The following is a 25457-nucleotide window of genomic DNA, read 5'->3' on the forward strand; positions in this document are numbered from 1 at the left end:
TCTCCTCAGAAGCCTTCAGGTGCGCGTGTGTGCCAGTCGGTGACTTGCTGATACTGGTGCGCGACATTCAACAGGCGGCCTTCCTGGAAATAGGGGGCGAGCAGTTGCACGCCGACCGGCAGGCCTTCGACGAAACCGGCTGGCATGGACAGACCCGGCAGGCCCGCCAGGTTGGCGGTGATCGTGTAGAAGTCTTCCAGGTACTCGGCAATCGGGTCGTTGACCTTGGCGCCGATCTTCCAGGCCGGGTTCGGCGTGGTAGGGCCGAGGATCACGTCGACTTCCGTGAACGCGCTCATGAAGTCGTTCTTGATCAGGCGACGGATCTTCTGCGCTTGCAGGTAGTACGCGTCGTAGTAGCCTGCCGACAGTGCGTAGGCACCGACCAGAATGCGGCGCTGAACTTCCGGGCCAAAGCCTTCTGCGCGCGAGCGCTTGTACAGGTCGGTCAGGTCTTTCGGGTTTTCGCAGCGATAGCCGAAGCGCACACCGTCAAAACGCGACAGGTTCGACGACGCCTCCGCCGGAGCAATGACGTAGTAGGCCGGGATGGCGTGCTGCAGGTTTGGCAGGCTGATTTCCTTGACGATGGCGCCGAGTTTTTCAAGTTCCTTGACGCTTTCGTGCACCAGCTGCGCGATGCGCGGGTCGAGGCCTGCGCTGAAGTATTCCTTTGGCACACCAATCCGCAGGCCCTTGAGCGAGGTATTGAGGCCGGCGGAATAATCCGGCACCGGTTCGTCGATGCTGGTGGAGTCCTGTGGGTCGAAACCGGCCATGCCTTGCAGCAGCAGCGCGCAGTCTTCGGCCGTACGGGCCATCGGGCCCGCCTGATCGAGGCTGGAAGCATAGGCAATCATGCCCCAGCGCGAAACGCGACCGTACGTCGGTTTCAAGCCGGTCAGGTTGGTCAGCGCTGCGGGCTGGCGAATCGAGCCACCTGTGTCAGTGCCAGTGGCCGCAGGCAACAGACGCGCGGCAACGGCAGCTGCCGAGCCGCCAGACGAACCGCCGGGTACGCAGTCCAGATTCCACGGGTTTTTCACCGCGCCATAGTGGCTGGATTCGTTGGCCGAACCCATGGCGAATTCGTCCATGTTGGTCTTGCCCAGCGTCACGGTGCCTGCCGACGCGAGTCGGGACACCACGGTGGCGTCGTACGGTGCCTTGAAGTTGTCCAGCATCAGCGAACCGCAGCTGGTGCGGATGCCCTGGGTGCAGAACAGGTCCTTGTGCGCCAATGGCGCGCCAAGCAGCGGGCCATTCTCACCGGCTGCGCGGCGTGCATCTGCCGCCTGCGCCTGGGTGATGGCCAGGTCTTCGGTCAGGCTGATAAAGCTGTTGAGCTGAGGATCAAGCTGCGCGATGCGCGATAGCAGGACACGGGTCAGCTCTTCAGAAGAAAACTTTTTTTCGGCGAGTCCGCGGGCGATCTCGGCCAGAGTCATTTGATGCATACAGGCTCTTTTCCTTAATCGATGACTTTCGGAACCAGATAAAGACCGTCCTGGACCGCCGGTGCGATGGCCTGGAAGGTCTCGCGACGATTGGTTTCGGTAACGGCGTCTTCACGCAGGCGCTGCGAGGCTTCCAGCGGGTGTGCGAGTGGCTCGATGCCGGCGGTGTCCACCGCTTGCATCTGATCGATCAGCCCGAGAATGCTGTTAAGAGCTTCGGTAGTACGTGGGATATCGGCGTCATTAAGGCCAAGTCGAGCCAGATGAGCGATCTTTTCCACGTCGGAGCGTTCAAGCGCCATGAGGGGTATCTCCAGTGGAATGCGACGAATTTGCTTTGTTGGTCATTGCGGAACACTATCGGGTTATTGCGGTCTCAAGCCGCTAACGTCGAGGGTCGTGTTCGGAAAACCGCCAATTTAGCATATTGGCTCCTTGCCCAAAATCCCTGTCGTTGTTAGAGTTTGCCGCACTTTTTTTACCACGCGTTCCCTAGGGTCCCTTTCCCATGTTCAAGAAACTGCGTGGCATGTTTTCCAGTGATCTATCCATCGACCTGGGCACTGCCAACACCCTTATTTACGTGCGTGAGCGCGGTATCGTTCTGAATGAACCCTCTGTTGTTGCCATTCGTACTCATGGCAACCAGAAGAGTGTCGTGGCCGTCGGTACCGAAGCGAAGCGCATGCTGGGCCGTACGCCAGGCAACATTGCAGCCATCCGTCCCATGAAAGACGGCGTCATCGCCGATTTCAGCGTCTGCGAAAAAATGCTGCAGTACTTCATCAACAAGGTTCACGAAAACAGTTTCCTGCAGCCCAGCCCTCGTGTGCTGATCTGCGTACCGTGCAAATCCACTCAGGTTGAGCGCCGCGCCATTCGCGAGTCGGCCCTGGGCGCTGGTGCGCGCGAAGTGTTCCTGATCGAAGAACCGATGGCTGCTGCCATCGGTGCAGGCCTGCCCGTGGAAGAAGCCCGTGGTTCGATGGTTGTCGACATCGGCGGCGGTACCACTGAAATCGCACTGATCTCCTTGAACGGTGTGGTTTACGCAGAATCCGTACGTGTGGGTGGCGACCGTTTCGACGAAGCCATCATCACTTACGTACGCCGCAACTACGGCAGCCTGATCGGTGAGTCCACCGCAGAGCGCATCAAGCAGGAAATCGGCACCGCCTACCCGGGTGGCGAAGTACGTGAAGTCGACGTACGCGGCCGTAACCTGGCTGAAGGCGTTCCACGCGCATTCACGCTGAACTCCAACGAAGTGCTGGAGGCTCTGCAGGAGTCGCTGGCGACCATCGTTCAGGCCGTCAAAAGCGCCCTTGAGCAGTCGCCGCCGGAGCTGGCTTCGGATATCGCCGAGCGTGGTCTGGTGCTGACAGGTGGTGGTGCACTGCTTCGCGACCTGGACAAGCTGCTGGCTCAGGAAACCGGTCTGCCGGTCATCGTGGCTGAAGACCCGCTGACCTGTGTGGCGCGTGGCGGTGGCCGTGCGCTGGAAATGATGGATAAGCACACCATGGATCTGCTCTCCAGCGAGTAATTCGCCGGGGTGCCGTTCAGAGGTCTTTCGTCTGCAGGTAGCGCTTGTGCTGCCTGTATGCGTTAGGCTGACGCCGAAACATGGTGCCTATTTCTTTCATCTGTCCAGGCCGGTTCCATACCGCATGAATAACAGCCAATTGAAGCGAGATCCTGTCATCGCATGCCTGGGAGGAGCGGCCTATTAAACCGCTTTTCGCCAAAGGCCCATCGCTGGGTGTACGTCTGCTGGTGCTGGTCGTGCTGTCGGTAGCGTTGATGGTCGTTGACGCCCGTTTCACGATTCTCAAGCCCGTGCGCAGTCAGATGTCGCTGGTCCTGATGCAATCCTATTGGATCGTCGATCTGCCGCAGCGCATGTTTCAGGGCGTTGCCAGCCAATTCGGCAGCCGCACCGAGCTGATCGCCGAAAACGAAAAACTCAAGACCGAAGCCCTGCTCCTGCAAGGTCGCCTGCAAAAGCTGGCGGCGCTGACCGAGCAGAATGTTCGGCTGCGTGAGCTGCTCAATTCGTCGGCGCTGGTCAACGAGAAAGTCGAGGTCGCCGAACTGATCGGTATGGACCCGAACCCGTTTACCCACCGAATCATCATCAACAAAGGCGAGCGTGACGGCGTCGTGCTGGGTCAGCCTGTGCTCGATGCCCGTGGCCTGATGGGGCAAGTTGTCGAGTTGATGCCGTACACCTCGCGTGTACTGCTGCTGACTGACACGACCCACAGCATTCCCGTGCAGGTGAACCGCAACGGCCTGCGCGCCATTGCCAGCGGCACCGGCAACCCGGAACGCCTTGAGTTGCGTCATGTTGCTGACACCGCAGACATCAAGGAAGGGGATTTGCTGGTCAGCTCCGGCCTGGGTCAGCGATTCCCGGCGGGCTATCCTGTTGCCACGGTGAAAGAAGTCATTCACGACTCGGGTCAGCCGTTTGCAATCGTGCGTGCAGTGCCGACCGCTGCCCTGAACCGCAGTCGTTATCTGTTGCTGGTGTTCTCGGATGGCCGCTCCCCTGAAGAGCGTGCTGCTGATGCTGCGCAGGCCCAGGAATCAATCGACAAGGGCCTTGAGCCCGCAGCTATCGCGACACTGCCGCCTTTGGCGCCTGCGTTCCCGATGTGGCCGCAGCCAGTCGGGCCGCTCTTTCCGGTCAGCACAACGCCTCACCGGGCTGGCGGGCAGGGCACGAACACCGCTCCGGCCACTGCACCTGCCGCAACGCCTGCGACGCCAGCTTCAAGGCCTGCCGCCCGACCTGCTGTTTCACAGCCCCCGGCTTCTTCACCTTCCAGCTCGCGGGAGCGTATCGATGGTTAGTCATGTTTCCGGACGCAATGGTTGGGTTGTCTGGCTGACCTTCGCCATCGGCTTGTTGTTGAGCGTTTCGCCGCTGCCGCAATTCATGGAAATCTTCCGGCCGCTCTGGCTGGCGTTGCTCCTGACATTCTGGGTGCTGGCGTTGCCCCATAAATACGGCATGACCACCGCGTGGCTGCTGGGCCTCATGGAAGACGTGTTGTATGGCACGCTGCTCGGGCAGAACGCCTTGATTCTCAGCCTGATCACCTTTCTGGTCATGTCCCTGCAACAGCGCCTGCGCATGTTCCCCATGTGGCAGCAATGTCTGGTGCTGTTGGTGGTGTTTGGGCTGGCCCAGCTTGCGCAATTGTGGCTCAGTGCCCTGACCGGCAATCGTCAACCGACCCTGGCGCTGGTACTGCCTGCACTGGTCAGTGCGCTGTTATGGCCATGGGTCAGCTACGGCCTGCGTGGATTGCGCAAACGTTTGAAAATCAATTAAGCGCAACGCGAGCGCGGCGCCTTTTACGTACTGCGCTCGCTCTCATCGACACGGAGATGACCTTATGCCCTCGCTTTATCTGGCTTCTGGCTCACCGCGCCGTCGTGAACTTCTCGCTCAGATTGGTGTGCCGTTCACTGTGTTGAGCGCGCAGATCGACGAAACCCCTTTCGACAACGAACTCCCTGCCGCTTATGTCGAGCGCCTGGCGCTTGGCAAGGCTCAGGCCGGGCTGGCGCTGCTCGCGGGCGACGCGCAAGCGTGTGTGCTGGGTGCTGACACCGCAGTGGTTCTCGACGGGCGCATTCTCGGCAAACCCGTGGACGAAGCCGACGCGCTTGCGATGCTGGCAAGCCTGTCGGGTACCGAGCACGAAGTACTGACCGCCATCGCGCTGACCGACTCGCACCGAAGCGAAACCTGTGTTGTTGCCAACCGTGTCCGTTTTCGCCCGATTCAGCCTCACGAAGCCCACGCCTATTGGGGCAGTGGCGAGCCGCAGGACAAGGCCGGTGGCTATGCCATACAGGGCTTGGCGGCCATCTTCGTCGAGAGTCTGCAGGGCAGCTATTCTGGGGTGGTTGGACTGCCTCTGTGTGAAACCGCAGAACTGCTGGGTCGTTTCGGCATACCCTGTTGGCAATACCTGGAAGGTAACGAGCCATGAGTGAAGAGATCCTGATCAACATCACCCCGATGGAATCGCGGGTGGCAGTAGTGGAAAACGGTGTGCTGCAGGAGGTCCATGTCGAGCGCACACAGCGTCGCGGGATCGTCGGCAATATCTATAAAGGCAAGGTTGTGCGGGTGTTGCCCGGCATGCAGGCAGCGTTCATCGATATCGGCCTGGACCGTGCGGCGTTCATTCATGCATCCGAAATCTCCATGCGTGAAGGGCCTGCGGTCGAAAGCATCGCCTCGTTGGTGCATGACGGTCAGAGCCTGGTGGTACAAGTCACCAAGGACCCGATCGGCAGCAAAGGCGCGCGCCTGACCACACAGTTGTCCATCCCGTCTCGCTATCTGGTGTACATGCCGCGCACTGCGCACGTCGGCATTTCCTTGAAGATCGAGGACGAGGGCGAGCGAGAGCGGCTCAAGAAAGTGGTCAGTGATTGTGTCGCGCTGGAAGGCATCAAGGAGGCAGGCGGTTTCATCCTGCGAACTGCAGCCGAAGGTGCCGGCGCAGACGAAATCCTCATGGACATCCGTTATCTGCGCCGCCTGTGGGACCAGATTGGCGAGCAGATCAAGACCGTCAGCCCGCCTACCGTGATTTACGAAGACCTGGGCCTGGCCCTGCGAACCTTGCGGGATCTGGTAAGCCCCCGGATTGAAAAGATCCGCATTGATTCGCGTGAGACCTTCCAGAAGACCACCCAGTTTGTCGCAGAGTTGATGCCAGAAATCGCCGACCGGCTTGAGCACTACCCAGGCGAACGGCCGATTTTCGACCTGTACGGTGTCGAGGATGAAATCCAGAAGGCACTTGAGCGCAAGGTGCCGCTCAAGTCGGGTGGCTATCTAGTGATCGATCCGGCCGAGGCGATGAGCACTATCGACGTCAATACTGGCGCGTTCGTCGGGCATCGCAATCTTGAAGAGACTATCTTCAAGACCAATCTGGAGGCAGCGACCGCCATTGCCCGGCAGTTAAGGCTGCGCAATCTGGGCGGCATCATCATCATCGACTTCATCGACATGGAGGATGGTGAGCATCAGCGGCAGGTCTTGCGCACGCTTGAAAAGCAGCTGGAGCGTGATCACGCCAAGACCAACATCATTGGCATCACCGAGCTTGGGCTGGTGCAGATGACGCGCAAACGCACCCGTGAAAGCCTTGAGCAGGTGCTGTGCGAGCCTTGCCACTGTTGTCTGGGGCGCGGCAAGCTGAAAACCCCGGAAACCATCTGTTATGAAATCTTTCGCGAGATATTGCGAGAAGCCCGTGCCTATCAGGCGGTGGGCTATCGTGTGCTTGCCAACCAGCGTGTGGTGGACAGGTTGCTCGACGAAGAATCCGGGAATGTGGCAGAACTCGAGACATTCATCGGCAGGACTATTCGCTTTCAGGTAGAAACAATGTACTCACAGGAACAATACGACGTCGTGCTGCTCTGAAGTAGCTCGCCGTATGAATGTCTGGGACATAACGCCCGACGGGGTTCTGGCAGGTATGCCCTTTATTGAGATTGATGCGTGGCGAATGAGCAAAACCTGTACCTGGCGCTACTTGCCCACATGAGTCAGGCGGTTTTCAAACACGTCGAGCGGCTTGCTTCCCTGTGGGAGGCGTCCTGATATGGAACGTCTTCCTCGTGCCGTCGCCACCACCACCCGCTGGGGCCTGAGTCTTTGCGCGCTGGTTGTGGTCGTTGCAGCGCTTTACGTCAGTGTCGGTCGTCAATTGACGCCGATGGTCGCCGAATACCGTGTCGATGTGGAAACCAGGGCCAGCACCGCGCTGAAACTGCCCATCAGCATCGGCAGACTTGAAGGTAGCTGGAGCGGCTTTTCACCGGTTTTCGTGGCACACGACGTCATGGTGGGTGAGGGCAGTAACGCATTGCGTCTGGACAACGTCCGGGTAGTCCCGGATATCTGGGAAAGTCTGCTGGCCAGGGATATTCGACTCTCGCACCTCGAAGTCAGTGGTCTGCAGGTGATCGTCAAGCAGGATGCAGACGGAAAGTGGGCGGCTGAGGGACTGCCGACCAACGACGACAGCCCTGTCGACCCTGAGCAGTTGCTCAATCGTATGCAGATGTTTTCGCGCCTTTCATTACTCAACAGCCAGGTCACTTTACAACCCTTCAATGAATCTCCCCTGACGCTGACCTACGTCAACCTCAGCCTTGCCACAGGTCGCTATCACCAGCGCCTGGACGTACGCATGACATTGCCCGATGGCCAGCCTTTGGCACTGAACCTGCGTACGCGTATCGAGGCGAGTCAGTGGAAAAACGGCGAAGCAGACCTGTATGCCAGTCTGCCGCAAAGCGACTGGGCCAAATGGCTGCCCAAGAGTCTGACCCGGGAGTGGACCGTATCGGCACTGCAAGCGGGCGGCGAGTTCTGGTTGACTTGGGGCAAGGGAGCTGTGCAGAGCGCTGTGGCTCGCCTGAATGCCCCTGAAATTCGTGGCGTGTACGCTGCACGCAAACCGTCGACCATCGAAAACCTGGCGCTCAATGCCTGGTTCAAGCGGACTGACAGCGGTGTCGAACTGACGCTTGATTCGCTGGCGATGAGTCTGGGCAAGACGCGTTGGGAAAGCCGGATGCAGGTCACGCAGACGGCTGCGACCAGCGATCAGGAAGAGCTGTGGCACATCCAGGCCGACCGTCTTGATCTGACACCACTGACGCCGCTGATCGATTCCTTCGCACCCCTCCCGGACAGCCTGATGGCGGTCGTCGACGGGCTCAAGGTCACCGGTGGACTGCGTAATGTGCTCGTTGATTACCGTCCACAGGCTGCAGGTGACAAGCGACTCGGCTTTGCCGCCAACCTGAGCAATGTGGGTTTCAATGCTTATCACGGCGCGCCCGCAGCAGCGAATGTCAGTGGTGTGATCAGCGGCGATCTGGGGCAGGGCGAGTTGCGTCTGGATACCACCGATTTCATGTTGCACCTGGACCCGATATTCACCAAGCCGTGGCGCTATCAGAAAGCCAATGCACGCCTGACCTGGAAGCTCGATGATCAGGCGTTCACGCTCATCGCGCCGTACATCAAAGTGTTGGGCGACGAAGGCAGGATCGCCGCAGACTTCCTGATCCGTATCCACCTCAACCACGACCTTGGCCAGGAGGATTACATGGACCTGCGGGTCGGCATGGTCGACGGCGATGGTCGTTACACCGGCAAGTATCTGCCTGCTGTACTGAGTCCCGAGCTTGACCATTGGTTACGAACGGCGGTGGTCAGTGGCGCGGTCAAACAGGGTTTCTTCCAGTATCAGGGTTCGCTCAACAAGGGTTCGCCCGACACTGCGCGCGTCATCAGCCTGTTTTTCGATGTCAGCAATGCAACGCTCGCGTTCCAGCCGGGCTGGCCTTCGCTGACTGGCGTTGATGGCAAGGTTTACGTCGAGAACAGCGGTGTGCGTGTCAAGGCCAGCAAAGGTCAACTGCTGAACACCCAGGTCAGTAATGTACTGGTCAACATTCCGCATGTGCCCAGCGGCACGGTCAGTCACTTGCTGGTGGACGGCAATTTTTCGGGCAGCCTGGGCGATGGCCTGAAAATCCTTCAGCAGGCACCGATTGGTACAGCTGAAACGTTTGCCGGTTGGCAAGGCGATGGTCCGCTGGATGGCAAGTTGAAGCTGGACATACCGTTGGCAAAGAGTGTTGAGCCGAAGATTGTCGTGGATTTCAGCACGCAGAATGCACGCTTGAAGCTGGCCGATCCGGTACTTGATCTGACGCAGCTCAAAGGCGATTTTCGGTTCGACAATGCCAGCGGTCTGAGCGGTAAAGGGGTCCGGGCCCAGGCATTTGATCGACCGGTAACGGCGGAAATTGCCGCTGAAGGCAAGCCAGGCGCCAACGTGACCCGGATTGTCGCGAATGGCCAGATCACAATCAAAAGACTGACCGATTGGCTGAGCGTGAAGCAGGCGCTGCCCGTGTCGGGTGACATGCCCTTTCAACTTCAGCTCACGCTGGATGACAAGGACAGTCCACTGCTGATCACTTCGCCCTTGAAAGGCGTTGCAATCGATCTGCCGGCGCCTTTCGGCAAAACTGCCGAGCAGGATCGACCGAGCGAGTTCCGCATGACCTTGCAGGGTGCCGAGCGACGCTTTGGCGCCGCTTACGGCGACCTGGCCAATCTGGCATTTTCTGCACCGGGCGGCAAAGTCGAAGACGGACGTGGCGAGCTGTACCTGGGGCAGGGCGGTGCAATCGTGCCTGATGCCAAAGGGCTGCGAGTGCGCGGTAGTCTGACTGAATTGGACGTTGCACCCTGGCAGGCGATTGCCGAGCGTTACGCAGGCAATGATCCAGGCGGTAGCGCCAAGCAATTGCTCAACAGCGTTGATCTGCAGATTGGCAAGCTCACCGCCATGGGCACGACGCTGGATGACGTCCGTGTGCAGTTGCAGCGTAACGCCGCCGCATGGGCGTTGTCGCTAGACAGTGCGATTGCCAAGGGCACTGCTTCATTGCCTGATGCCAAGTCCGCGCCCATCGGCATCAACATGCTGTACGTGCGCCTTCCCGCACCTGATCCTAACGCAACAGTCGTGGAGAACGCGCCCGATCCGCTTGCTGATGTCGACCCTGGCAAGATTCCGGCACTGGATATCAAGATTGCTCAGCTGTTTCAGGGCGAACAATTACTGGGGGCCTGGGCGCTGAAGGTTCGTCCGACTGCGACGGGCATGCGCTTGTCGGATATCAGTCTGGGTCTGAAAGGCATTCTGCTGGAAGGTGAAGGTGCCTGGGAGGGAGCGGCAGGTGCCAGCAGCAGTTGGTTCAAAGGAAATCTTGCAGGCAAGAACCTGGCGGACGTGTTGAAGGCCTGGAATTTCGCGCCCACAGTCACCAGCGAAAGCTTTGAGCTGAGCGTGGACGGCCGCTGGCCGGGCTCGCCTGCCTGGGTCGGGCTCAAGCGCTACTCCGGGAGTCTTGACGCTACCTTGCGCAGGGGTCAATTCGTCGAGGTCGAGGGCGGAGCTCAGGCCTTGAGAGTGTTCGGGCTGCTGAACTTCAACTCGATCGGGCGCCGACTGCGGCTGGACTTCTCCGACCTGCTGGGCAAAGGCTTGAGCTATGACCGGGTCAAAGGTCTGCTGGTGGCCAGCGATGGCGTCTATGTAACCCGTAATCCGATAACCCTGACAGGCCCTTCCAGCAATCTTGAGCTCAACGGCACCCTCGACATGGTCCGTGATCGTGTCGATGCCAAGGTGCTGGTGACCTTGCCGGTGACCAATAACCTGCCCATTGCAGCCCTGATCGTCGGAGCGCCAGCAATTGGCGGCGCGTTGTTTCTGGTCGACAAGCTGCTGGGTGACAAGATCGCGCGCTTTGCCAGCGTGCAGTACAAAGTCGAAGGGTCCTGGAAGGATCCGAAGATCACCTTCGACAAGCCTTTTGAAAAGCCTCAATAGCGCGCCATGGAGTACAGTGGTAACCCGGTCATTCAGGAAAGGGTTGCCATGTCTCTTGCTGTAATTCAAATGGTCAGTCAGAGCGATGTCGCAGGCAATCTGGCCCGTGCGCGCGCATTGCTGGAACAGGCGGCCGAGAGCGGCGCCAGGCTTGCGGTGCTGCCTGAAAACTTCGCTGCCATGGGGCGTCGCGATGTTGCAGATATCGGTCGGGCCGAAGCTTTGGGGCAAGGTCCGATCATTCCATGGTTGAAACTGGTCGCCCGCGACCTCAAGTTATGGATTGTTGGCGGAACATTGCCGTTGCCTCCTGATGGTCAGCCCGAAGGCAAAGTGACCGCTTGTTCGTTATTGATCGATGATCAAGGTGAGCAGGTTGGGCGTTACGACAAGCTGCACCTGTTCGATGTAGACGTCACGGACAATCGGGGCCGCTACCGTGAATCGGATGACTATGCTCACGGCAACAACGTGGTGGTGGTCGACACACCGGTGGGGCGTCTGGGGCTGACTGTCTGCTATGACCTGCGTTTCCCCGAACTGTACACGGCGCTGCGCGAAGCGGGCGCCGAACTGATTACCGCGCCGTCAGCGTTTACCTCAGTCACCGGCGCTGCCCATTGGGACATTCTGGTCCGGGCACGCGCTATCGAAACCCAGTGTTATTTGCTGGCGGCGGCACAAGGCGGGGTTCATCCAGGCCCGCGCGAGACTTACGGACACGCGGCCATCGTTGATCCATGGGGCCGCGTACTGGCACAGCAGGCACAGGGTGAAGCCGTGTTGCTGGCCACACGCGACAATGAAGAACAGGCGTCCATACGGGCGCGGATGCCGGTGTCCAGTCACCGGCGCTTTTTTTCGCAGGACGCCGTGCGGCCTGCTTCGGAGTGAATATGAGTGATCTGTCCTCAGTCAGTGAACACCTTCTGGCGCCCGGTGGCCTGAGCCTCGACAGCCTGCAATCGGTACTCGGCGAACTTGCCGGGCCAGGGATTGATGCCGCTGACCTCTACTTTCAGGGGATGATCTCCGAGTCCTGGTCGCTCGAAGACGGCATCGTCAAGGAAGGCAGCTTCAATCTTGATCAGGGCGTGGGTGTGCGTGCTCAGTCGGGCGAGAAGACTGGCTTTGCCTACAGCAACGCAATCAATGCCGAGGCGCTGAGTTCGGCCGCACGTGCGGCGCGCTCTATTTCTCGCGCAGGCCAGAACGGCACTGTCCAGGCGTTTACCGCGCAGGACGTGGCTCAGCTCTATGCCCCCGATAACCCCCTCGAAGTGCTGAGCCGTGCCGAAAAGGTCGAATTGCTCAAGCGCATCGATGTGGCGACCCGTGCTCTGGATTCCCGGATCCAGCAAGTCTCGGTGAGCATGGCCGGTGTCTGGGAGCGTATTCTGGTGGCCGCCGCTGATGGCAGCCTGGCCGCTGATGTACGCCCCTTGGTGCGCTTCAATGTCAGCGTGATCGTTGAGCAGAACGGTCGTCGTGAACGTGGCGGCCACGGCGGCGGTGGCCGTACCGACTATCGCTATTTTCTGACTGATGACCGTGCCATGGGCTATGCCCGTGAAGCGTTGCGTCAGGCGCTCGTCAACCTCGAAGCGATTCCTGCCCCGGCTGGCACCTTGCCGGTTGTGTTGGGTTCGGGCTGGTCCGGTGTCCTGCTGCACGAGGCTGTCGGTCACGGCCTTGAAGGTGACTTCAACCGCAAGGGCAGTTCGGCTTACAGCGGACGCATGGGCGAGATGGTTGCGTCCAAGTTGTGCACCATTGTCGATGACGGCACGCTCGCAGGCCGCCGTGGCTCGCTGAGCGTCGATGACGAAGGCACGCCGACCGAATGCACCACGCTGATCGAAAACGGCGTGCTGAAGGGTTACATGCAGGACAAGTTGAACGCGCGTCTGATGGGTGTTGCGCGCACCGGCAACGGGCGTCGCGAGTCCTACGCCCATCTGCCGATGCCACGCATGACCAACACCTACATGCTGGGTGGCCAGAGCGACCCGCAGGAAATCATTGCTTCGGTGAAAAGAGGCATCTACTGCGCCAATCTGGGCGGCGGTCAGGTGGACATCACCAGCGGCAAATTCGTGTTCTCGACCAGTGAGGCTTACCTGATCGAAGACGGCAAGATCACCGCACCTGTCAAAGGCGCGACTTTGATCGGCAACGGGCCTGAAGCGATGAGCCGGGTTTCGATGGTGGGTAATGATCTGTCGCTGGACAGCGGTGTCGGTACATGCGGTAAAGACGGCCAGTCCGTGCCGGTTGGCGTGGGTCAGCCGACGCTGAAGATCGACGCGATCACCGTGGGTGGCACAGGCAATTGAGAATGAGCCGGGGCTGGCTGCTTGCAGTCAGCCCCTTGGCCAGGATCAACGCAGACCGCGTTGTATCTCGTCCAGCTCACGGATGTATTTGAAGATTTTGCGGCTGGTGGCCGGCGGTTTGTTGCGTGCAACTTCGTGTTGAGCCTGACGGATCAACGAACGCAGTTGCTGGCGATCGGCATCGGGGTATTCGATGACGAACTTTTCAAGGTCGCTGTCATCGCCCGCGATCAGGCGATCACGCCAGCGCTCCAGGTTATGGAAGCGTTCATTGTATTGGCGAGTGGAGGCATCGAGTTGGTCCAGCAAAACCAGAATGGCTTCCTGGTCCTGATCGCGCATCAGCTTGCCAATGAACAGAATGTGCCGTTTTCGCGCAATGTTGGCCGTGTGCTTGGGCGCTTCGGCCAGGGCCTTGCGCAGCGCATCGGTCAACGGCAGCTTGGCCAGTACATCGGCTTTGAGTGTCGTCAGTCGCTCGCCGAGGTCGACCAGAGCATGCAGCTCTCGTTTGACCTGGGTTTTGCTTTTCTCCCCGTCGAGGGAGTCGTCGTAAGAATCAACCATGGGGGCAGTCCGCTAAGAAACGCCGCCATGATAACCAGTCGGGGGCCGCTTGTCCGGCCCGGTCGGTATTCGGCCTGTGCCGAAAGCAGAATTTGATGGAGAAAGTCATGAGTGCAACCCAAAGCGTTGGCCCACAGGCCTTGCCCGAGCTGCAGGAACAGGTTGAGCAGATCATCGCCGAAGCCCGTCGCCAAGGCGCCAGCGCCTGTGAAGTCGCTGTATCCCTGGAGCAGGGGCTGTCGACATCGGTGCGTCAGCGTGAAGTCGAAACGGTCGAATTCAACCGCGACCAAGGGTTCGGCATCACGCTGTACAAGGGTAAACGCAAGGGCTCGGCCAGCACATCGGCTACCGGCGCGGATGCCATTCGTGAAACGGTCGCTGCTGCGCTGGCGATTGCCGAGCACACGTCCGAGGACGAGAGTTCAGGTCTGGCGGACGCGGCATTGATGGCCACCGAAACCATGGATTTCGACCTTTACCACGCGTGGGACATAACGCCTGAACAAGCCATCGAAAAAGCGTTGATCTGCGAAGCGGCAGCTTTTGATGCCGACCCGCGCATCAAAAACGCCGACGGTACCACCCTCAACACCCATCAGGGTTGCCGGGTATACGGCAACAGCAATGGCTTCATCGGTGGTTATGCCTCGACTCGGCACAGCCTAAGTTGCGTGATGATTGCTGAAGGCGAAGGCCAGATGCAGCGCGATTACTGGTATGACGTCAATCGTCAGGGCCAGCTGCTGGCTGATGCGCAGAGCATCGGACACAAGGCCGCACTGCGAGCAGCCAGCCGTCTGGGGGCGCGTCCCGTACCGACCTGTGAGGTGCCGGTGCTGTTCGCCGCCGAGCTGGCGGGCGGTTTGTTCGGCAGTTTCCTGGGTGCGATTTCCGGCGGCAACCTGTATCGCAAGTCGTCGTTCCTGGAAGGAACGATGGGCCAGCGGCTTTTCCCCGAGTGGATGACCATCGACGAGCGTCCACACCTGATGCGTGCCATGGGCAGTTCCGCGTTCGACAGCGACGGTCTGGCCACCTACGCCAAGCCCTTCGTGGCAAATGGTGATCTGGTTTCTTACGTGTTGAGCACCTATTCCGGGCGCAAGCTGGGCATGCCGAGCACGGCCAATGCTGGTGGCGTACACAACCTTTTCGTCACGCACGGCACGGAAGACCAGGCTGCGTTGATCAAACGCATGGGCCGAGGTCTCTTGGTCACCGAGTTGATGGGTAGCGGGCTGAACATGGTGACTGGCGATTACTCGCGCGGCGCAGCGGGTTTCTGGGTCGAGAACGGCGAGATCCAGTTCCCCGTTCAGGAAGTGACGATTGCCGGCAACATGCGTGACATGTTCAAGCAGATCATCGCCGTAGGCAGTGACCTGGAACTGCGCAGCAACATTCGTACAGGCTCGGTACTGATCGAGCGTATGACTGTCGCGGGCAGCTGATTCTCGCCGACACACGTGTCATCCTCTTCGCGAACGAGTTCGCGGAGGGGAGGGCGTCGCTTCAAGATGCGCGCCCTGACTCAACCTCGCACCACCCTCCTGCTTTCCCTTCCCAAAGCGCCGTCCGGCCTTAAATCAAACTCCAGGCTTGTTTTGATTCTTGATCTCATTCAATAATGAATCTCATTTCATAATTGAGATGCGGTCATGGGATCTGTTCTGCAAGAGCTGCCTTACCTTGAAAACTGGCGTGGGCTTGGCCTGAGGATTCGCTGTGCGCTCGATCCGGACGAACCGCGTGTGATCGAGCACTACCTTGCCGAGGGGCGTTATCTGGCTCGTTTTACGGCCACGCCGCAGGCCATGATCGCTGAAACCTCATTTCGCCTGTTGATGGACAGCGCACGCGACACCGTCCTGCCATGGCACTGGCGTTGTCTGTGCCTGGATCAGGCGTGGCGCCCGCTGCGTGATATCGAGGCGCTGGCTTCGTCACCTGCCAGGCGTCGACGCTGGGAAGGCTGCGTGCATCAACTGGCTTTTTGCATTTTGCAGCCTTCGATTTCTCTTTCTGAACTGGTGCAAGGACATTGCGATGAGTAATACCCGTATCGAACGCGACAGCATGGGGCCACTGCAGGTGCCAGCCGAGGCCCTATATGGCGCACAGACGCAGCGGGCGGTGGATAACTTTCCAATCAGCCACCAGCGCATGCCCAGGCAATTCATCCGTGCCCTGTTGCTGGCCAAGGCAGCCGCCGCCCATGCAAACCTTGAGCTGGAACAGATCAGTGAAGGGCAGAGCAAGGCCATTGTCAGCGCAGTGAATGAGCTGATTTCCAGCGATTACATGACGCACTTTCCGGTGGACATCTTTCAGACCGGTTCTGGCACCAGCACCAACATGAACGCCAATGAGGTGATTGCCACACTCGCCTCACGGGTGCTGGGCGAAGCGGTAAACCCCAACGATCACGTCAATTGCGGCCAGAGCAGCAACGACATCATCCCGACCACTATCCACGTCAGCGCCGCACTGGCGCTGCATGAGCAACTGCTTCCCGCTCTTTCCCATCTGGTCCAGGTCACTGAGCAAAAGGCCGGGCAGGTGCACGCCTACGTCAAAACCGGTCGCACGCATTTGATGGACGCCATGCCGGTGCGCATGAGCCAAGTGCTCAACGGCTGGTCCCAGCAAATTCGCGCCAACGTCGAGCACCTGCAAGCGTTGCAGCCGAGCCTCCAGGCATTGGCGCAGGGCGGTACTGCAGTCGGCACCGGGATCAATGCGCATCCGCAATTCGCTGCCCGCTTCAGCGCCCACCTGAGTGCGCTGACTGGTGTGCAATTCGTGCAGGGCAAGGACCTGTTCGCGCTGATCGGCTCGCAAGACACGGCTGTGGCGGTTTCCGGTCAGCTCAAGGCCACGGCCGTGTCGCTGATGAAGATTGCCAATGACCTGCGCTGGATGAATTCCGGCCCGTTGGCAGGTCTGGGGGAAATCGAACTCGAAGCGCTGCAGCCCGGCTCATCAATCATGCCCGGCAAGGTCAATCCGGTGATTCCGGAAGCCACTGCCATGGTGGCGGCGCAAGTGATTGGCAACGACGCGACCATCACTGTCGCAGGGCAGTCCGGCAACTTCGAGCTGAACGTGATGTTGCCCATCATCGCCCAGAACCTGCTCAGCAGCATCGAACTCCTGGCCAACGCCAGTCGACTGCTGGCCGACAAGGCGATTGCCAGCTTCAAGGTCAACGAAGCCAAGCTCAAGGAAGCACTGTCGCGCAATCCGATTCTGGTCACCGCGCTCAACCCGATCATCGGCTACCAGAAAGCCGCCGAAATCGCCAAGAAAGCCTATCAGGACGGTCGTCCGGTGATAGACGTGGCGCTGGAACACACCGACTTGCAGCGCAGCGAGCTCGAGGTGCTGCTCAACCCTGAAAAACTCACCGCTGGCGGTATTTGATCCAGTCAGCCAACGCATCTGGAGGTAGGTCATGCAGCATTGGAAACGCACCATTGAACAGGCCAATCGCTGTTTCAATCTAGGTGAATGGGTTGAAGCCCGCGAGCTGTACCTTCAGGCGTTGGCGCTGGCGCAAGTGTTATTCGAGCGCTGGGCGGACGTTGACGAGGCCGTCGCCGCCTTTGTGATTTCTCACCATAACCTGGCCGACCTGCACCTGAGTCTGGGTCAGCCGGAAGAAAGCGCCGAATACCTGTGCGCCGTGCATCAGCATTTGCTGCAGACCATGCAGGACCAGCGTCTACCGCCACCTCTGCGTGAAGCAGCGCTGCGCCACAGCAGTAAAACTTACGCCGAGCTGTTGAATTTCATCAGCGAACACGGCGAATACCCCCGCACTCATCGATTGCTGAACAGCAGCGGCGAACATACGCGTTCGTCGTTGCAACGCAATTCGACTGCCACTCCTGGCCTCTTCTACGGAGCACATTGAAAATGCCTTATACCTTGCCTGCGTTGCCTTATGCCTACGATGCCCTGGAACCGCACATCGACGCGCAAACCATGGAAATCCATTACACGAAACACCACCAGACCTACATCAACAACCTGAATGCGGCCGTTGAGGGCACCGAGTTTGCCGAGTGGCCGATCGAAAAGCTGGTTGCCAGCGTCAACCAGCTCCCGGAAAAATTGCGTGCTGCGGTGATCAATCAAGGTGGCGGCCATGCCAACCATTCGCTGTTCTGGGAGGTCATGGTGCCCGGCGGTGGCGGCCTGCCCAAGGGCGAGATTGCCAAAGCGATTGATGAGCAACTGGGCGGCTTTGACAGTTTCAAGGATGCCTTCACCAAGGCGGCGCTGACCCGCTTCGGCAGCGGCTGGGCCTGGTTGAGCGTCACTCCGGAGAAAAAGCTGGTGGTGGAGAGCAGTGGCAACCAGGACAGTCCCCTGATGAATGGCAACACACCCATCCTGGGGCTGGATGTGTGGGAGCATGCTTATTACCTGCGCTACCAGAACCGCCGTCCTGAATACATCAATGCGTTCTACAACGTCGTCAACTGGGATGAAGTGTCGCGACGTTATCAAGCCGCTACGGCGTGATTCTTACTAACCGATCCAAGGCGACTTATGCGTTCTGAAATACTCGCGATCAGCAGTGTGCGGTTGTTTCGTCTGGCAGTAGGGACCGTGCTGCTGTTGGCGGGTATGGCGTTACTGGTGGCTGAAGGTCTTGAATGGCTTAGCCTCGAGCCTCGACTTTTGCGTGCGCTTGAGGGCGGCGCTATCTGTGCCTTGGGGACTGCGCTCGGGGCAGTGCCCGTGCTGGTGATTCGCAACATGCCGGTCATGGTGTCCGACGGGCTACTGGGTTTCGGCGCTGGCGTCATGTTGGCCGCGACGGCATTCTCGCTGATTGTGCCAGGGCTTGATGCGGCCGAAGGTCTGGGTTTGTCCCCATGGGGTGCGGGTGGCTTGATCAGTGTGGGCATTGCGTTGGGTGCGCTTGGATTGATCGCGGTGGATTACGGTGTGTCCCGAGGTACGCCCTCGAGTGCGCCGTTTGACGTCCACACGATTGCTCCACGTATCTGGCTGTTCGTGATTGCCATCGTGGCTCACAACATCCCTGAGGGCATGGCCATCGGTGTTTCAGCTGGCGGCGGATTGTCGGAGGCGGACAGTCTGGCCATCGGCATCGCCTTGCAGGACGTCCCAGAAGGGTTGGTTATCGCGATGGTGCTGGCGGGGGCCGGCATGTCACGGGTCAAGGCATTTCTGATCGGTGCGGCATCAGGTCTCGTCGAACCTGTGTTTGCCCTGCTGGGCGCCTGGCTGGTCGCGATCGCCGAGCCTCTGCTGCCGTTTGGGCTGGCACTGGCTGCGGGTGCGATGTTGTTGGTTGTCACCCACGAAATCATTCCCGAATCACGCCTCAACGGCCATAAAAAAATTGCCAGTCTGGGCCTGATCTCAGGTTTCTGCCTGATGATGGTGATGGATACTGCGCTGGTGTGAAGCGTGTTGCGCAGGAGGAGGTGAGTCGAAGCACGCTTCAAGCTGGCCTTCATGCTTGCTCGGTGGATGGCCTTTGGTAGAAACATCAAGGCACGGAGGCGCTCAGTGTTTGGCTTGACGTATCACTCGCCCTCGTCGAATTTGTTGTTGATCAGTTCAACCAGACCGTCCAGAGCGTCCTGCTCCTGTTCACCTTCGGTCGAAAGATGGATTTCGGTGCCTTTGCCAGCCGCCAGCATCATCACGGCCATGATGCTTTTGCCATCGACCATGGTGTCCACCGAACGGCCGACCCTGATCTGGCAGGGGAATTTGCCTGCGACGCCAACGAACTTGGCGGCTGCGCGGGCATGCAAGCCCAGTTTATTGATGATGGTGATTTGACGAGCGGGCATCGCAGTGGAAGTCCTTCAGCTGAGGTCGCGGTGGCGAACCTGAACGTTCTTGAGTGATTGTTGCAAGACCCGACCCAATCGTTCTGTCAGGTATACAGACCGATGATGCCCGCCTGTGCAGCCAATGGCGATAGTTACGTAGGAGCGATTGCTGGCAGCGAAACGGGGCAGCCATTTGTTGAGGTAGGAGAATATGTCCTGAAACATCTCTTCGACGTCGGGCTGCGCTGCGAGGTATTCGATCACGGGCTCTTCGAGTCCCGAATGGTCACGCAGTTCCGGCTTCCAGTAGGGGTTGGGCAGACAGCGCACGTCGAACACCACGTCGGCATCGACTGGCATGCCGCGCTTGAATCCGAACGATTCGACCAGAAATGCAGTGCCAGGCTCGGGTTTGTTCAGCAACCGCAGCTTGAGTGCATCTCGTAACTGATACAGATTGAGGTGAGTCGTATTGATCTTCAGGTCGGCCAGATCGATGATCGGGCCGAGCAATGCGGTCTCGTCGCGAATGGCTTCTGCAAGCGAGCGGTCTGCAGTGCTCAGCGGATGACGCCGCCTTGTCTCGGAGAAGCGTTTGAGCAGGGTGGCCTCGTCGGCATCCAGATAGAGCACATCACACTGGATATTGCGCGAGCGGACCTCGTCGAGCATCAACGGAAAGCGTGTCAGGTGGCTCGGCAGGTTTCGTGCGTCTATGGACACGGCCAGCAACGGCTCTGCCAGCTCAGTGTTGATCAGGGCGCGCTCGGCGAGTTCGGGCAGCAGGCCTGCCGGCAGGTTGTCGACACAATAGAAGCCGTTGTCCTCAAGCACGTCGAGCGCGGTGCTCTTGCCTGAGCCTGACCGGCCGCTGACGATGATCATGCGCATGATCAGTGACCGTTCTGTACGTCCAGCACCACTTGATAAAGCGCTTCACCGCTTTTGGCACTGCGTAGGCGTTCACGCACGTCGGCGCGGTCGAGCATGCTGGCGATCTGGCGCAGCAATTCAAGGTGTGCGTCAGTGGCGGCTTCCGGAACCAGCAGAACGAACAGCAGGTCGACGGGGGCACCATCGATGGCATCGAAATCTACAGGTGAATCGAGATGAACCACTGCGCTGACAGGCTCGCTGCAGGCAGGGAAACGGCAATGGGGAATCGCAATGCCGTTGCCAAAACCGGTTGATCCCAGTTTTTCGCGTGCAACAAGGCTTTCGAACACTGCCTGCTGATCCATGCCCGGTACTTGCTCACCGATCAGTCTGGCAATTTGTTCGAGGACGCGTTTTTTACTGCCGCCCGGCACGTTCACAACGGAACGGCCGGGGGTCAGGATATTTTCAATTCGGATCATGTGGATGCGTGTTTAGCGAGCGGTTGCACCCTTGAGGATGCTTTGCTGCTTTTCCTTATGCTTGAGCAATTGTCTGTCCAGCTTGTCAGTGAGCAGGTCAATCGCAGCGTACATGTCATCATGCTCGGCATTGGCAACAACCTCCCCACCGTGGATATGCAGCGTGGCTTCGATCTTCTGTTTCAGCTTCTCGACCGCCATCGTGACCTGCACATTTGTAATCTTGTCAAAGTGCCCCTCGAGCTTCTTGAGTTTGAGCTCAACGTATTCACGAAGGGGTTTGGTCACTTCCAGTTGGTGTCCACTGATGTTCACTTGCATACAGCTTTCTCCTTTGCCAGTGCATAAAGAGGCAGGCGTGGCGCCTGCCACTGGAACGCTGTGGCTCGGCCTGCATCACATCAGTCGCTTGCGCTCACTGGAAGGCGCGATCCCAAGTGATTCGCGGTATTTGGCGACTGTGCGGCGGGCTACTTGAATGCCTTGTGCCTCCAGTAAACCAGCGATCTTGCTATCACTCAACGGCTTTTTCTGATTTTCGGCGGCAACCAGTTTTTTGATGATTGCGCGGATTGCCGTGGACGAGCATTCACCGCCTTCCGAGGTGCTTACGTGGCTTGAAAAGAAATATTTCAGCTCGTAAATACCACGTGGGGTGTGCATGAATTTCTGGGTGGTCACGCGGGAAATCGTCGATTCGTGCATGCCTACCGCTTCGGCGATATCGTGCAGCACGAGCGGCTTCATCGCCTCGTCGCCATACTCGAGAAAGCCGCGCTGGTGCTCGACGATCTGGGTGGCGACCTTCATCAGTGTCTCGTTGCGGCTCTGGAGACTCTTGATGAACCAGCGCGCCTCCTGCAACTGATTGCGCATGAAGGTGTTGTCGGCGCTGGTGTCGGCGCGCCGCACGAACCCTGCGTACTGCGGGTTGACACGCAGACGCGGCACAGACTCCTGATTCAGCTCAACCAGCCAGCGCTCGTTGTCCTTGCGCACGATGACGTCAGGTACAACGTACTCGGCTTCAGTGGATTCGATCTGCGAACCGGGGCGCGGGTTAAGACTCTGGACCAGCTCGATGATCTGACGAAGCTCATCCTCCTTGATCTTCATGCGGCGCATGAGTTGCCCGTAATCACGGCTGCCCAGCAGGTCGATATAATCGGTGACCAGGCGCTGGGCTTCGGCGAGCCATGGGGTTTTTGCTGGCAGTTGGCGCAGTTGCAAGAGCAGGCATTCGCTCAGATTGCGCGCACCAATACCGGCAGGCTCAAATTGCTGAATGCGATGGAGCACGGCCTCGATTTCGTCGAGTTCGATGTCCAGTTCAGGGTCGAAAGACTCAAGTATTTCTTCAAGGGTCTCGTCCAGATAGCCCTGATTGTTGATGCAGTCGATCAGGGTTACAGCGACCAGTCGGTCCTTGTCGGACATCGGCGCGACGTTCAACTGCCAAAGGAGGTGGCTTTGCAGGCTTTCTCCGACAGAGGTGCGCGTCGTGACGTCCCACTCGTCGTCGTCATTGCTGGGCAGGCTGCTGGCGCTGGTCTGATAGATATCTTCCCAGGCCGTATCCACCGGCAGCTCATTCGGAATGCGCTCGCTCCATTCACCGTCTTCCAGGTTGTCCACCGTAGGGGCAGCTTCCTGGTAGGTAGGTTCCTGAACGTCCGGGTTGGGCTTTTGCTCGATGTTGTCGGCCAGCGGATCGGAGTTGTCGAAGTCGTCGCCTTCTTCCTGCCGTTCCAGCATGGGGTTGGATTCCAGCGCCTCCTGGATCTCCTGCTGGAGGTCCAGAGTGGATAACTGGAGTAAGCGGATTGCCTGTTGCAGCTGCGGTGTCATCGTCAGCTGCTGGCCCATTCTCAAGACTAGCGATGGTTTCATGGCAGGGGCTAAACACCTTATTCGCCGGCGCACATGCGCCATCCACTACAGGCGCCGAAGCGCCAACTTAAGCAAGTTATATGCCTGAAATCGAAGCGTTTGCCTAGGGCATCCCGACAAATAATGCATTGTCAATACGCCACTAGGGCATCGAGCGCCTGAAAAGCGCGAAACGCCTGGTTTACAGGCGGAACTCGTGACCGAGATAGACTTCTTTCACCAACTGATTCGCCAGGATAGTTTGCGAATCACCTTCTGCGATCAACTGCCCGTCATTGACGATATAAGCGGTTTCGCAGATGTCCAACGTCTCACGGACGTTGTGGTCAGTGATCAACACGCCGATGCCTTTGGCTTTCAGGTGATGAATGATTTGCTTGATGTCGCCAACCGAAATGGGGTCCACACCCGCGAAGGGCTCATCCAGAAGGATGAATTTGGGTGCTGTGGCCAGTGCGCGTGCGATTTCCACACGGCGGCGCTCACCACCCGACAGGCTCATGCCCAGGTTGTCACGGATATGCGTGATGTGGAATTCCTGAAGCAGGCTTTCCATCTCCTTGCGACGCCCGGCTGCGTCGAGTTCCTTGCGTGTTTCAAGGATTGCCATGATGTTATCGGCGACTGACAGCTTGCGGAAGATGGAAGCTTCCTGGGGCAGGTAACCGATACCTGCCCGGGCCCGGCCATGCATCGGCTGGTGGCTCACATCGAGGTCGTCGATCAATACGCGTCCCTGATCGGCCTGTACAAGGCCGACGATCATATAGAAGCAGGTGGTCTTGCCGGCACCGTTTGGGCCCAGCAAGCCAACGATCTGACCGCTGTCGATGGATATGCTCACATCGCGGACGACCTGTCGGCTTTTGTAGCTTTTAGCCAGGTGCTGGGCTTTGAGCGTCGCCATTTACTGGGCCTTCTGCGGTTGATCGGGTTTCTTTTTCGGCTGGATAACCATGTCGATCCGAGGGCGCGGCGTCGTCACCTTCGCACCGCCATTGGCCCGGCCGGCATTCACGATCTGCTTGACGGTGTCGTAGACGATTTTCTCGCCTTCGGACGTGTTGCCGTCATTGATAACCTTGGCCTTGTCGATCAGCACGATGCGATCCTGCGCCGCGTAATACTGGATCGTGACGGCATATGCCTGCACGATCGGCTTGTCGACGGCAGGCTTCTGCTCGTAATACGCCAGGTTGCCGACGGACGTGAACACGTCGACTTCGCCCTGGGCATTACGGGTAATGGTCACGGTATTACCGGTGATTTTCATCGAGCCTTGCGTGATGATGACGTTGCCCTTGTAGGTAGCAACGCCTTTCTTGTCATCGAGCTGCGCATCATCGGACTGGATGTGGATAGGCTGATCACGGTCGGTAGGCAGGGACCAGGCGCTCGCGCTTCCCAGTGCTGCGCCCAGGCCGAGCAAGAAAGGAAGAGTTTTAACGAGCCTCATACTGTCCTCTTACGTTGGACAGCAGGTCCATCCTGCCGTCGTTCAAATACGCTTTCATTCCCTTGGCTGTGGTGACACCGCCCGCGCCGTCGATTCTAACGACTTGCTCGGTCTGCGCATATTGCTTCTGTGGGAATACCGTCATGCGACTACTGGTGATGATAGTCGTGCGTTGCTTTTCGTCAGTACGTGCGACGCGAACGTCGTCGATCAGTTCGACATGGTCGCCGCCGGGCGACACTTCGCCACGCTTGCTTTGTACGTGCCACGGAAACACCGTGCCGCGATACATCTGCAGGTCAGGGGTGGTCAGCAGCGTCACGTCAGTGGCCTTCAGGTGCTCGACCTTGTCGGCTGTCATGTCGTACTGCATCTTGCCGTCAGGCAGGTACTGAATGCTGTGTGCATTGATCGCGTAGTAGTCAATGGCGCTCTCGTCCACCGTCGCTACAGGCTGATCCATGAAGCTTTCCGGGCTGATATTCCAGTAGCCGACAGCAGCGAGCAGCAGCGCCAGCACCCCGAAAAGCAGGAACTTCCGAATTTTCTTGCTCAACATAAATGGCTTCTATAAGTAGGCGGAGTGGGCCGCTTCAAGGTTGCCTTGCGCACTCAGGATCAGTTCGCAGAACTCACGGGCTGCGCCTTCGCCGCCCCGTGCCTGAGTAACGCCGTGTGCGTGTTGACGGACAAAGCCTGCTGCGTTGGCGACTGCCATGCCCAGACCGACACGTCGGATGACCGGCAAGTCTGGCAGATCATCACCCAGATAGGCGACCTGTTCGTAACTCAATTTCAATTCGGCCAGCAATTGATCGAGCACTACCAGCTTGTCTTCGCGACCCTGGTACAGGTGTTCGATGCCCAGATTCTTTGCTCTGCGCTCTACAATCGGCGTCTTGCGCCCACTGATGATAGCGGTGGTTACGCCCGACGCTATCAGCATTTTTATGCCTTGGCCGTCGAGTGTATTGAATGTCTTGATCTCGCTGCCGTCTTCGAGGAAGTACAGGCGGCCGTCAGTCAGCACGCCATCGACGTCGAAAACTGCCAGTTTGATGGCTTTGCCACGCTGCATCAGTTCGCTGTTCATTGTGTCGG

Annotated in this window: 26 protein-coding genes; 14 read left to right on the plus strand and 12 right to left on the minus strand. The window is 58.8% G+C overall.

Features of this window, described 5'->3' with window-relative positions:
* Positions 1–5: 5 nt before the first annotated feature.
* Both gatA and gatC read right to left on the minus strand, forming a co-directional pair.
* On the minus strand, positions 6–1457 hold the full coding sequence (gene gatA, locus KDX37_RS06635; RefSeq protein ID WP_231651882.1) for an Asp-tRNA(Asn)/Glu-tRNA(Gln) amidotransferase subunit GatA: 1452 nt from the start codon (positions 1455–1457) through the stop codon (positions 6–8).
* A gap of 14 nt (positions 1458–1471) precedes the next feature.
* Complete coding sequence (gatC, locus tag KDX37_RS06640) at positions 1472–1759, minus strand: Asp-tRNA(Asn)/Glu-tRNA(Gln) amidotransferase subunit GatC (RefSeq protein WP_231651883.1); 288 nt, start codon at positions 1757–1759, stop codon at positions 1472–1474.
* A gap of 206 nt (positions 1760–1965) precedes the next feature.
* Here gatC and mreB point away from each other — a divergent pair, with 206 nt between their 5' ends.
* The 8 genes from mreB to tldD all read left to right on the plus strand — a co-directional run bounded on the left by mreB (position 1966) and on the right by tldD (position 13260).
* A complete protein-coding gene (gene mreB, locus KDX37_RS06645; protein WP_002555108.1) occupies positions 1966–3003 on the plus strand; it encodes a rod shape-determining protein MreB in 1038 nt (345 codons plus the stop codon).
* Positions 3004–3233: 230 nt separating this feature from the next.
* Positions 3234–4316, plus strand: coding sequence for a rod shape-determining protein MreC (mreC, locus tag KDX37_RS06650; protein ID WP_231651884.1), 1083 nt, complete (start codon positions 3234–3236; stop codon positions 4314–4316).
* A complete protein-coding gene (mreD, locus tag KDX37_RS06655; RefSeq protein WP_231651885.1) occupies positions 4309–4800 on the plus strand; it encodes a rod shape-determining protein MreD in 492 nt (163 codons plus the stop codon). Before mreC ends, mreD begins: the two co-directional genes overlap by 8 nt.
* A gap of 64 nt (positions 4801–4864) precedes the next feature.
* On the plus strand, positions 4865–5467 hold the full coding sequence (locus KDX37_RS06660) for a Maf family protein (protein WP_231651886.1): 603 nt from the start codon (positions 4865–4867) through the stop codon (positions 5465–5467).
* The gene (gene rng / locus KDX37_RS06665; protein ID WP_231651887.1) at positions 5464–6921 is read left to right on the plus strand and encodes a ribonuclease G; all 1458 of its coding nucleotides are present in this window, start codon (positions 5464–5466) and stop codon (positions 6919–6921) included. Before KDX37_RS06660 ends, rng begins: the two co-directional genes overlap by 4 nt.
* 181 nt (positions 6922–7102) lie before the next feature.
* Positions 7103–10924, plus strand: a complete 3822-nt coding sequence (locus KDX37_RS06670; RefSeq protein ID WP_231651888.1) for a YhdP family protein — start codon at positions 7103–7105, stop codon at positions 10922–10924.
* 48 nt (positions 10925–10972) lie between these two features.
* Positions 10973–11818: a carbon-nitrogen hydrolase family protein gene (locus KDX37_RS06675; protein ID WP_231651889.1), complete on the plus strand. Its 846-nt coding sequence runs from the start codon at positions 10973–10975 to the stop codon at positions 11816–11818.
* Between the two features lie 2 nt (positions 11819–11820).
* Positions 11821–13260 carry a metalloprotease TldD gene (gene tldD / locus KDX37_RS06680; RefSeq protein ID WP_231651890.1) on the plus strand — a complete coding sequence of 480 codons (1440 nt, stop codon included), beginning with the start codon at positions 11821–11823 and terminating at the stop codon, positions 13258–13260.
* A gap of 45 nt (positions 13261–13305) precedes the next feature.
* On the opposite strand, the gene yjgA is transcribed toward tldD, so the two are convergent.
* Entirely contained in the window at positions 13306–13827 is a 522-nt protein-coding gene (gene yjgA / locus KDX37_RS06685; RefSeq protein WP_231651891.1) for a ribosome biogenesis factor YjgA, read from the minus strand.
* A gap of 107 nt (positions 13828–13934) precedes the next feature.
* Between yjgA and pmbA the strand changes: the two genes are divergently transcribed.
* From pmbA to KDX37_RS06715, 6 genes are all read left to right on the plus strand, one after another.
* Entirely contained in the window at positions 13935–15281 is a 1347-nt protein-coding gene (gene pmbA / locus KDX37_RS06690) for a metalloprotease PmbA (protein WP_231651892.1), read from the plus strand.
* Positions 15282–15488: 207 nt separating this feature from the next.
* Positions 15489–15884 (plus strand): FagA protein, encoded by a 396-nt coding sequence (locus KDX37_RS06695; RefSeq protein ID WP_231651893.1) that lies wholly within the window; start codon positions 15489–15491, stop codon positions 15882–15884.
* Positions 15877–17253 (plus strand): class II fumarate hydratase, encoded by a 1377-nt coding sequence (locus KDX37_RS06700; protein WP_231651894.1) that lies wholly within the window; start codon positions 15877–15879, stop codon positions 17251–17253. Before KDX37_RS06695 ends, KDX37_RS06700 begins: the two co-directional genes overlap by 8 nt.
* A 31-nt stretch (positions 17254–17284) precedes the next feature.
* Complete coding sequence (locus KDX37_RS06705) at positions 17285–17746, plus strand: DUF2753 domain-containing protein (protein ID WP_231651895.1); 462 nt, start codon at positions 17285–17287, stop codon at positions 17744–17746.
* Between the two features lie 2 nt (positions 17747–17748).
* Positions 17749–18360 carry a superoxide dismutase gene (locus KDX37_RS06710; RefSeq protein WP_231651896.1) on the plus strand — a complete coding sequence of 204 codons (612 nt, stop codon included), beginning with the start codon at positions 17749–17751 and terminating at the stop codon, positions 18358–18360.
* A gap of 27 nt (positions 18361–18387) precedes the next feature.
* Positions 18388–19275 (plus strand): ZIP family metal transporter, encoded by an 888-nt coding sequence (locus KDX37_RS06715; protein WP_231651897.1) that lies wholly within the window; start codon positions 18388–18390, stop codon positions 19273–19275.
* Between the two features lie 122 nt (positions 19276–19397).
* On the opposite strand, the gene KDX37_RS06720 is transcribed toward KDX37_RS06715, so the two are convergent.
* From KDX37_RS06720 to KDX37_RS06760, 9 genes are all read right to left on the minus strand, one after another.
* Positions 19398–19670: an HPr family phosphocarrier protein gene (locus KDX37_RS06720; protein WP_231651898.1), complete on the minus strand. Its 273-nt coding sequence runs from the start codon at positions 19668–19670 to the stop codon at positions 19398–19400.
* Between the two features lie 15 nt (positions 19671–19685).
* Positions 19686–20543, minus strand: a complete 858-nt coding sequence (rapZ, locus tag KDX37_RS06725; protein ID WP_231651899.1) for an RNase adapter RapZ — start codon at positions 20541–20543, stop codon at positions 19686–19688.
* Positions 20544–20545: 2 nt separating this feature from the next.
* On the minus strand, positions 20546–21010 hold the full coding sequence (gene ptsN, locus KDX37_RS06730) for a PTS IIA-like nitrogen regulatory protein PtsN (protein ID WP_231651900.1): 465 nt from the start codon (positions 21008–21010) through the stop codon (positions 20546–20548).
* A gap of 12 nt (positions 21011–21022) precedes the next feature.
* A complete protein-coding gene (gene hpf / locus KDX37_RS06735) occupies positions 21023–21331 on the minus strand; it encodes a ribosome hibernation-promoting factor, HPF/YfiA family (protein ID WP_024687475.1) in 309 nt (102 codons plus the stop codon).
* Positions 21332–21406: 75 nt separating this feature from the next.
* Positions 21407–22900 (minus strand): RNA polymerase factor sigma-54, encoded by a 1494-nt coding sequence (locus KDX37_RS06740; RefSeq protein ID WP_231651901.1) that lies wholly within the window; start codon positions 22898–22900, stop codon positions 21407–21409.
* Between the two features lie 181 nt (positions 22901–23081).
* Entirely contained in the window at positions 23082–23807 is a 726-nt protein-coding gene (gene lptB / locus KDX37_RS06745) for an LPS export ABC transporter ATP-binding protein (protein WP_231651902.1), read from the minus strand.
* The gene (gene lptA / locus KDX37_RS06750) at positions 23808–24356 is read right to left on the minus strand and encodes a lipopolysaccharide transport periplasmic protein LptA (RefSeq protein WP_231651903.1); all 549 of its coding nucleotides are present in this window, start codon (positions 24354–24356) and stop codon (positions 23808–23810) included. It lies immediately after the preceding gene.
* Positions 24343–24915 (minus strand): LPS export ABC transporter periplasmic protein LptC, encoded by a 573-nt coding sequence (gene lptC, locus KDX37_RS06755; protein WP_231651904.1) that lies wholly within the window; start codon positions 24913–24915, stop codon positions 24343–24345. Before lptC ends, lptA begins: the two co-directional genes overlap by 14 nt.
* Positions 24916–24924: 9 nt before the next feature.
* Positions 24925–25449, minus strand: coding sequence for a KdsC family phosphatase (locus KDX37_RS06760; protein WP_406641646.1), 525 nt, complete (start codon positions 25447–25449; stop codon positions 24925–24927).
* Between the last annotated feature and the right edge of the window lie 8 nt (positions 25450–25457).

It is taken from the genome of Pseudomonas californiensis, assembly GCF_021147775.1.
Classification (GTDB): Bacteria; Pseudomonadota; Gammaproteobacteria; order Pseudomonadales; family Pseudomonadaceae; genus Aquipseudomonas; species Aquipseudomonas californiensis.

Bases quoted from the DNA above. Each gene is read 5' to 3' on its own strand.
- ptsN (WP_231651900.1), bottom strand. From the start codon at position 21,010: ATGATCCGAATTGAAAATATCCTGACCCCCGGCCGTTCCGTTGTGAAC.
- KDX37_RS06740 (WP_231651901.1), bottom strand. From the start codon at position 22,900: ATGAAACCATCGCTAGTCTTGAGAATGGGCCAGCAGCTGACGATGACA.
- lptB (WP_231651902.1), bottom strand. From the start codon at position 23,807: ATGGCGACGCTCAAAGCCCAGCACCTGGCTAAAAGCTACAAAAGCCGA.
- lptC (WP_231651904.1), bottom strand. From the start codon at position 24,915: ATGTTGAGCAAGAAAATTCGGAAGTTCCTGCTTTTCGGGGTGCTGGCG.
- yjgA (WP_231651891.1), bottom strand. From the start codon at position 13,827: ATGGTTGATTCTTACGACGACTCCCTCGACGGGGAGAAAAGCAAAACC.
- rapZ (WP_231651899.1), bottom strand. From the start codon at position 20,543: ATGCGCATGATCATCGTCAGCGGCCGGTCAGGCTCAGGCAAGAGCACC.
- KDX37_RS06675 (WP_231651889.1), top strand. From the start codon at position 10,973: ATGTCTCTTGCTGTAATTCAAATGGTCAGTCAGAGCGATGTCGCAGGC.
- lptA (WP_231651903.1), bottom strand. From the start codon at position 24,356: ATGAGGCTCGTTAAAACTCTTCCTTTCTTGCTCGGCCTGGGCGCAGCA.
- KDX37_RS06720 (WP_231651898.1), bottom strand. From the start codon at position 19,670: ATGCCCGCTCGTCAAATCACCATCATCAATAAACTGGGCTTGCATGCC.
- gatA (WP_231651882.1), bottom strand. From the start codon at position 1,457: ATGCATCAAATGACTCTGGCCGAGATCGCCCGCGGACTCGCCGAAAAA.
- hpf (WP_024687475.1), bottom strand. From the start codon at position 21,331: ATGCAAGTGAACATCAGTGGACACCAACTGGAAGTGACCAAACCCCTT.
- rng (WP_231651887.1), top strand. From the start codon at position 5,464: ATGAGTGAAGAGATCCTGATCAACATCACCCCGATGGAATCGCGGGTG.
- pmbA (WP_231651892.1), top strand. From the start codon at position 13,935: ATGAGTGCAACCCAAAGCGTTGGCCCACAGGCCTTGCCCGAGCTGCAG.
- mreB (WP_002555108.1), top strand. From the start codon at position 1,966: ATGTTCAAGAAACTGCGTGGCATGTTTTCCAGTGATCTATCCATCGAC.
- KDX37_RS06760 (WP_406641646.1), bottom strand. From the start codon at position 25,449: ATGAACAGCGAACTGATGCAGCGTGGCAAAGCCATCAAACTGGCAGTT.
- KDX37_RS06715 (WP_231651897.1), top strand. From the start codon at position 18,388: ATGCGTTCTGAAATACTCGCGATCAGCAGTGTGCGGTTGTTTCGTCTG.
- KDX37_RS06660 (WP_231651886.1), top strand. From the start codon at position 4,865: ATGCCCTCGCTTTATCTGGCTTCTGGCTCACCGCGCCGTCGTGAACTT.
- KDX37_RS06700 (WP_231651894.1), top strand. From the start codon at position 15,877: ATGAGTAATACCCGTATCGAACGCGACAGCATGGGGCCACTGCAGGTG.
- tldD (WP_231651890.1), top strand. From the start codon at position 11,821: ATGAGTGATCTGTCCTCAGTCAGTGAACACCTTCTGGCGCCCGGTGGC.
- KDX37_RS06705 (WP_231651895.1), top strand. From the start codon at position 17,285: ATGCAGCATTGGAAACGCACCATTGAACAGGCCAATCGCTGTTTCAAT.
- KDX37_RS06670 (WP_231651888.1), top strand. From the start codon at position 7,103: ATGGAACGTCTTCCTCGTGCCGTCGCCACCACCACCCGCTGGGGCCTG.
- gatC (WP_231651883.1), bottom strand. From the start codon at position 1,759: ATGGCGCTTGAACGCTCCGACGTGGAAAAGATCGCTCATCTGGCTCGA.
- mreD (WP_231651885.1), top strand. From the start codon at position 4,309: ATGGTTAGTCATGTTTCCGGACGCAATGGTTGGGTTGTCTGGCTGACC.
- KDX37_RS06710 (WP_231651896.1), top strand. From the start codon at position 17,749: ATGCCTTATACCTTGCCTGCGTTGCCTTATGCCTACGATGCCCTGGAA.
- KDX37_RS06695 (WP_231651893.1), top strand. From the start codon at position 15,489: ATGGGATCTGTTCTGCAAGAGCTGCCTTACCTTGAAAACTGGCGTGGG.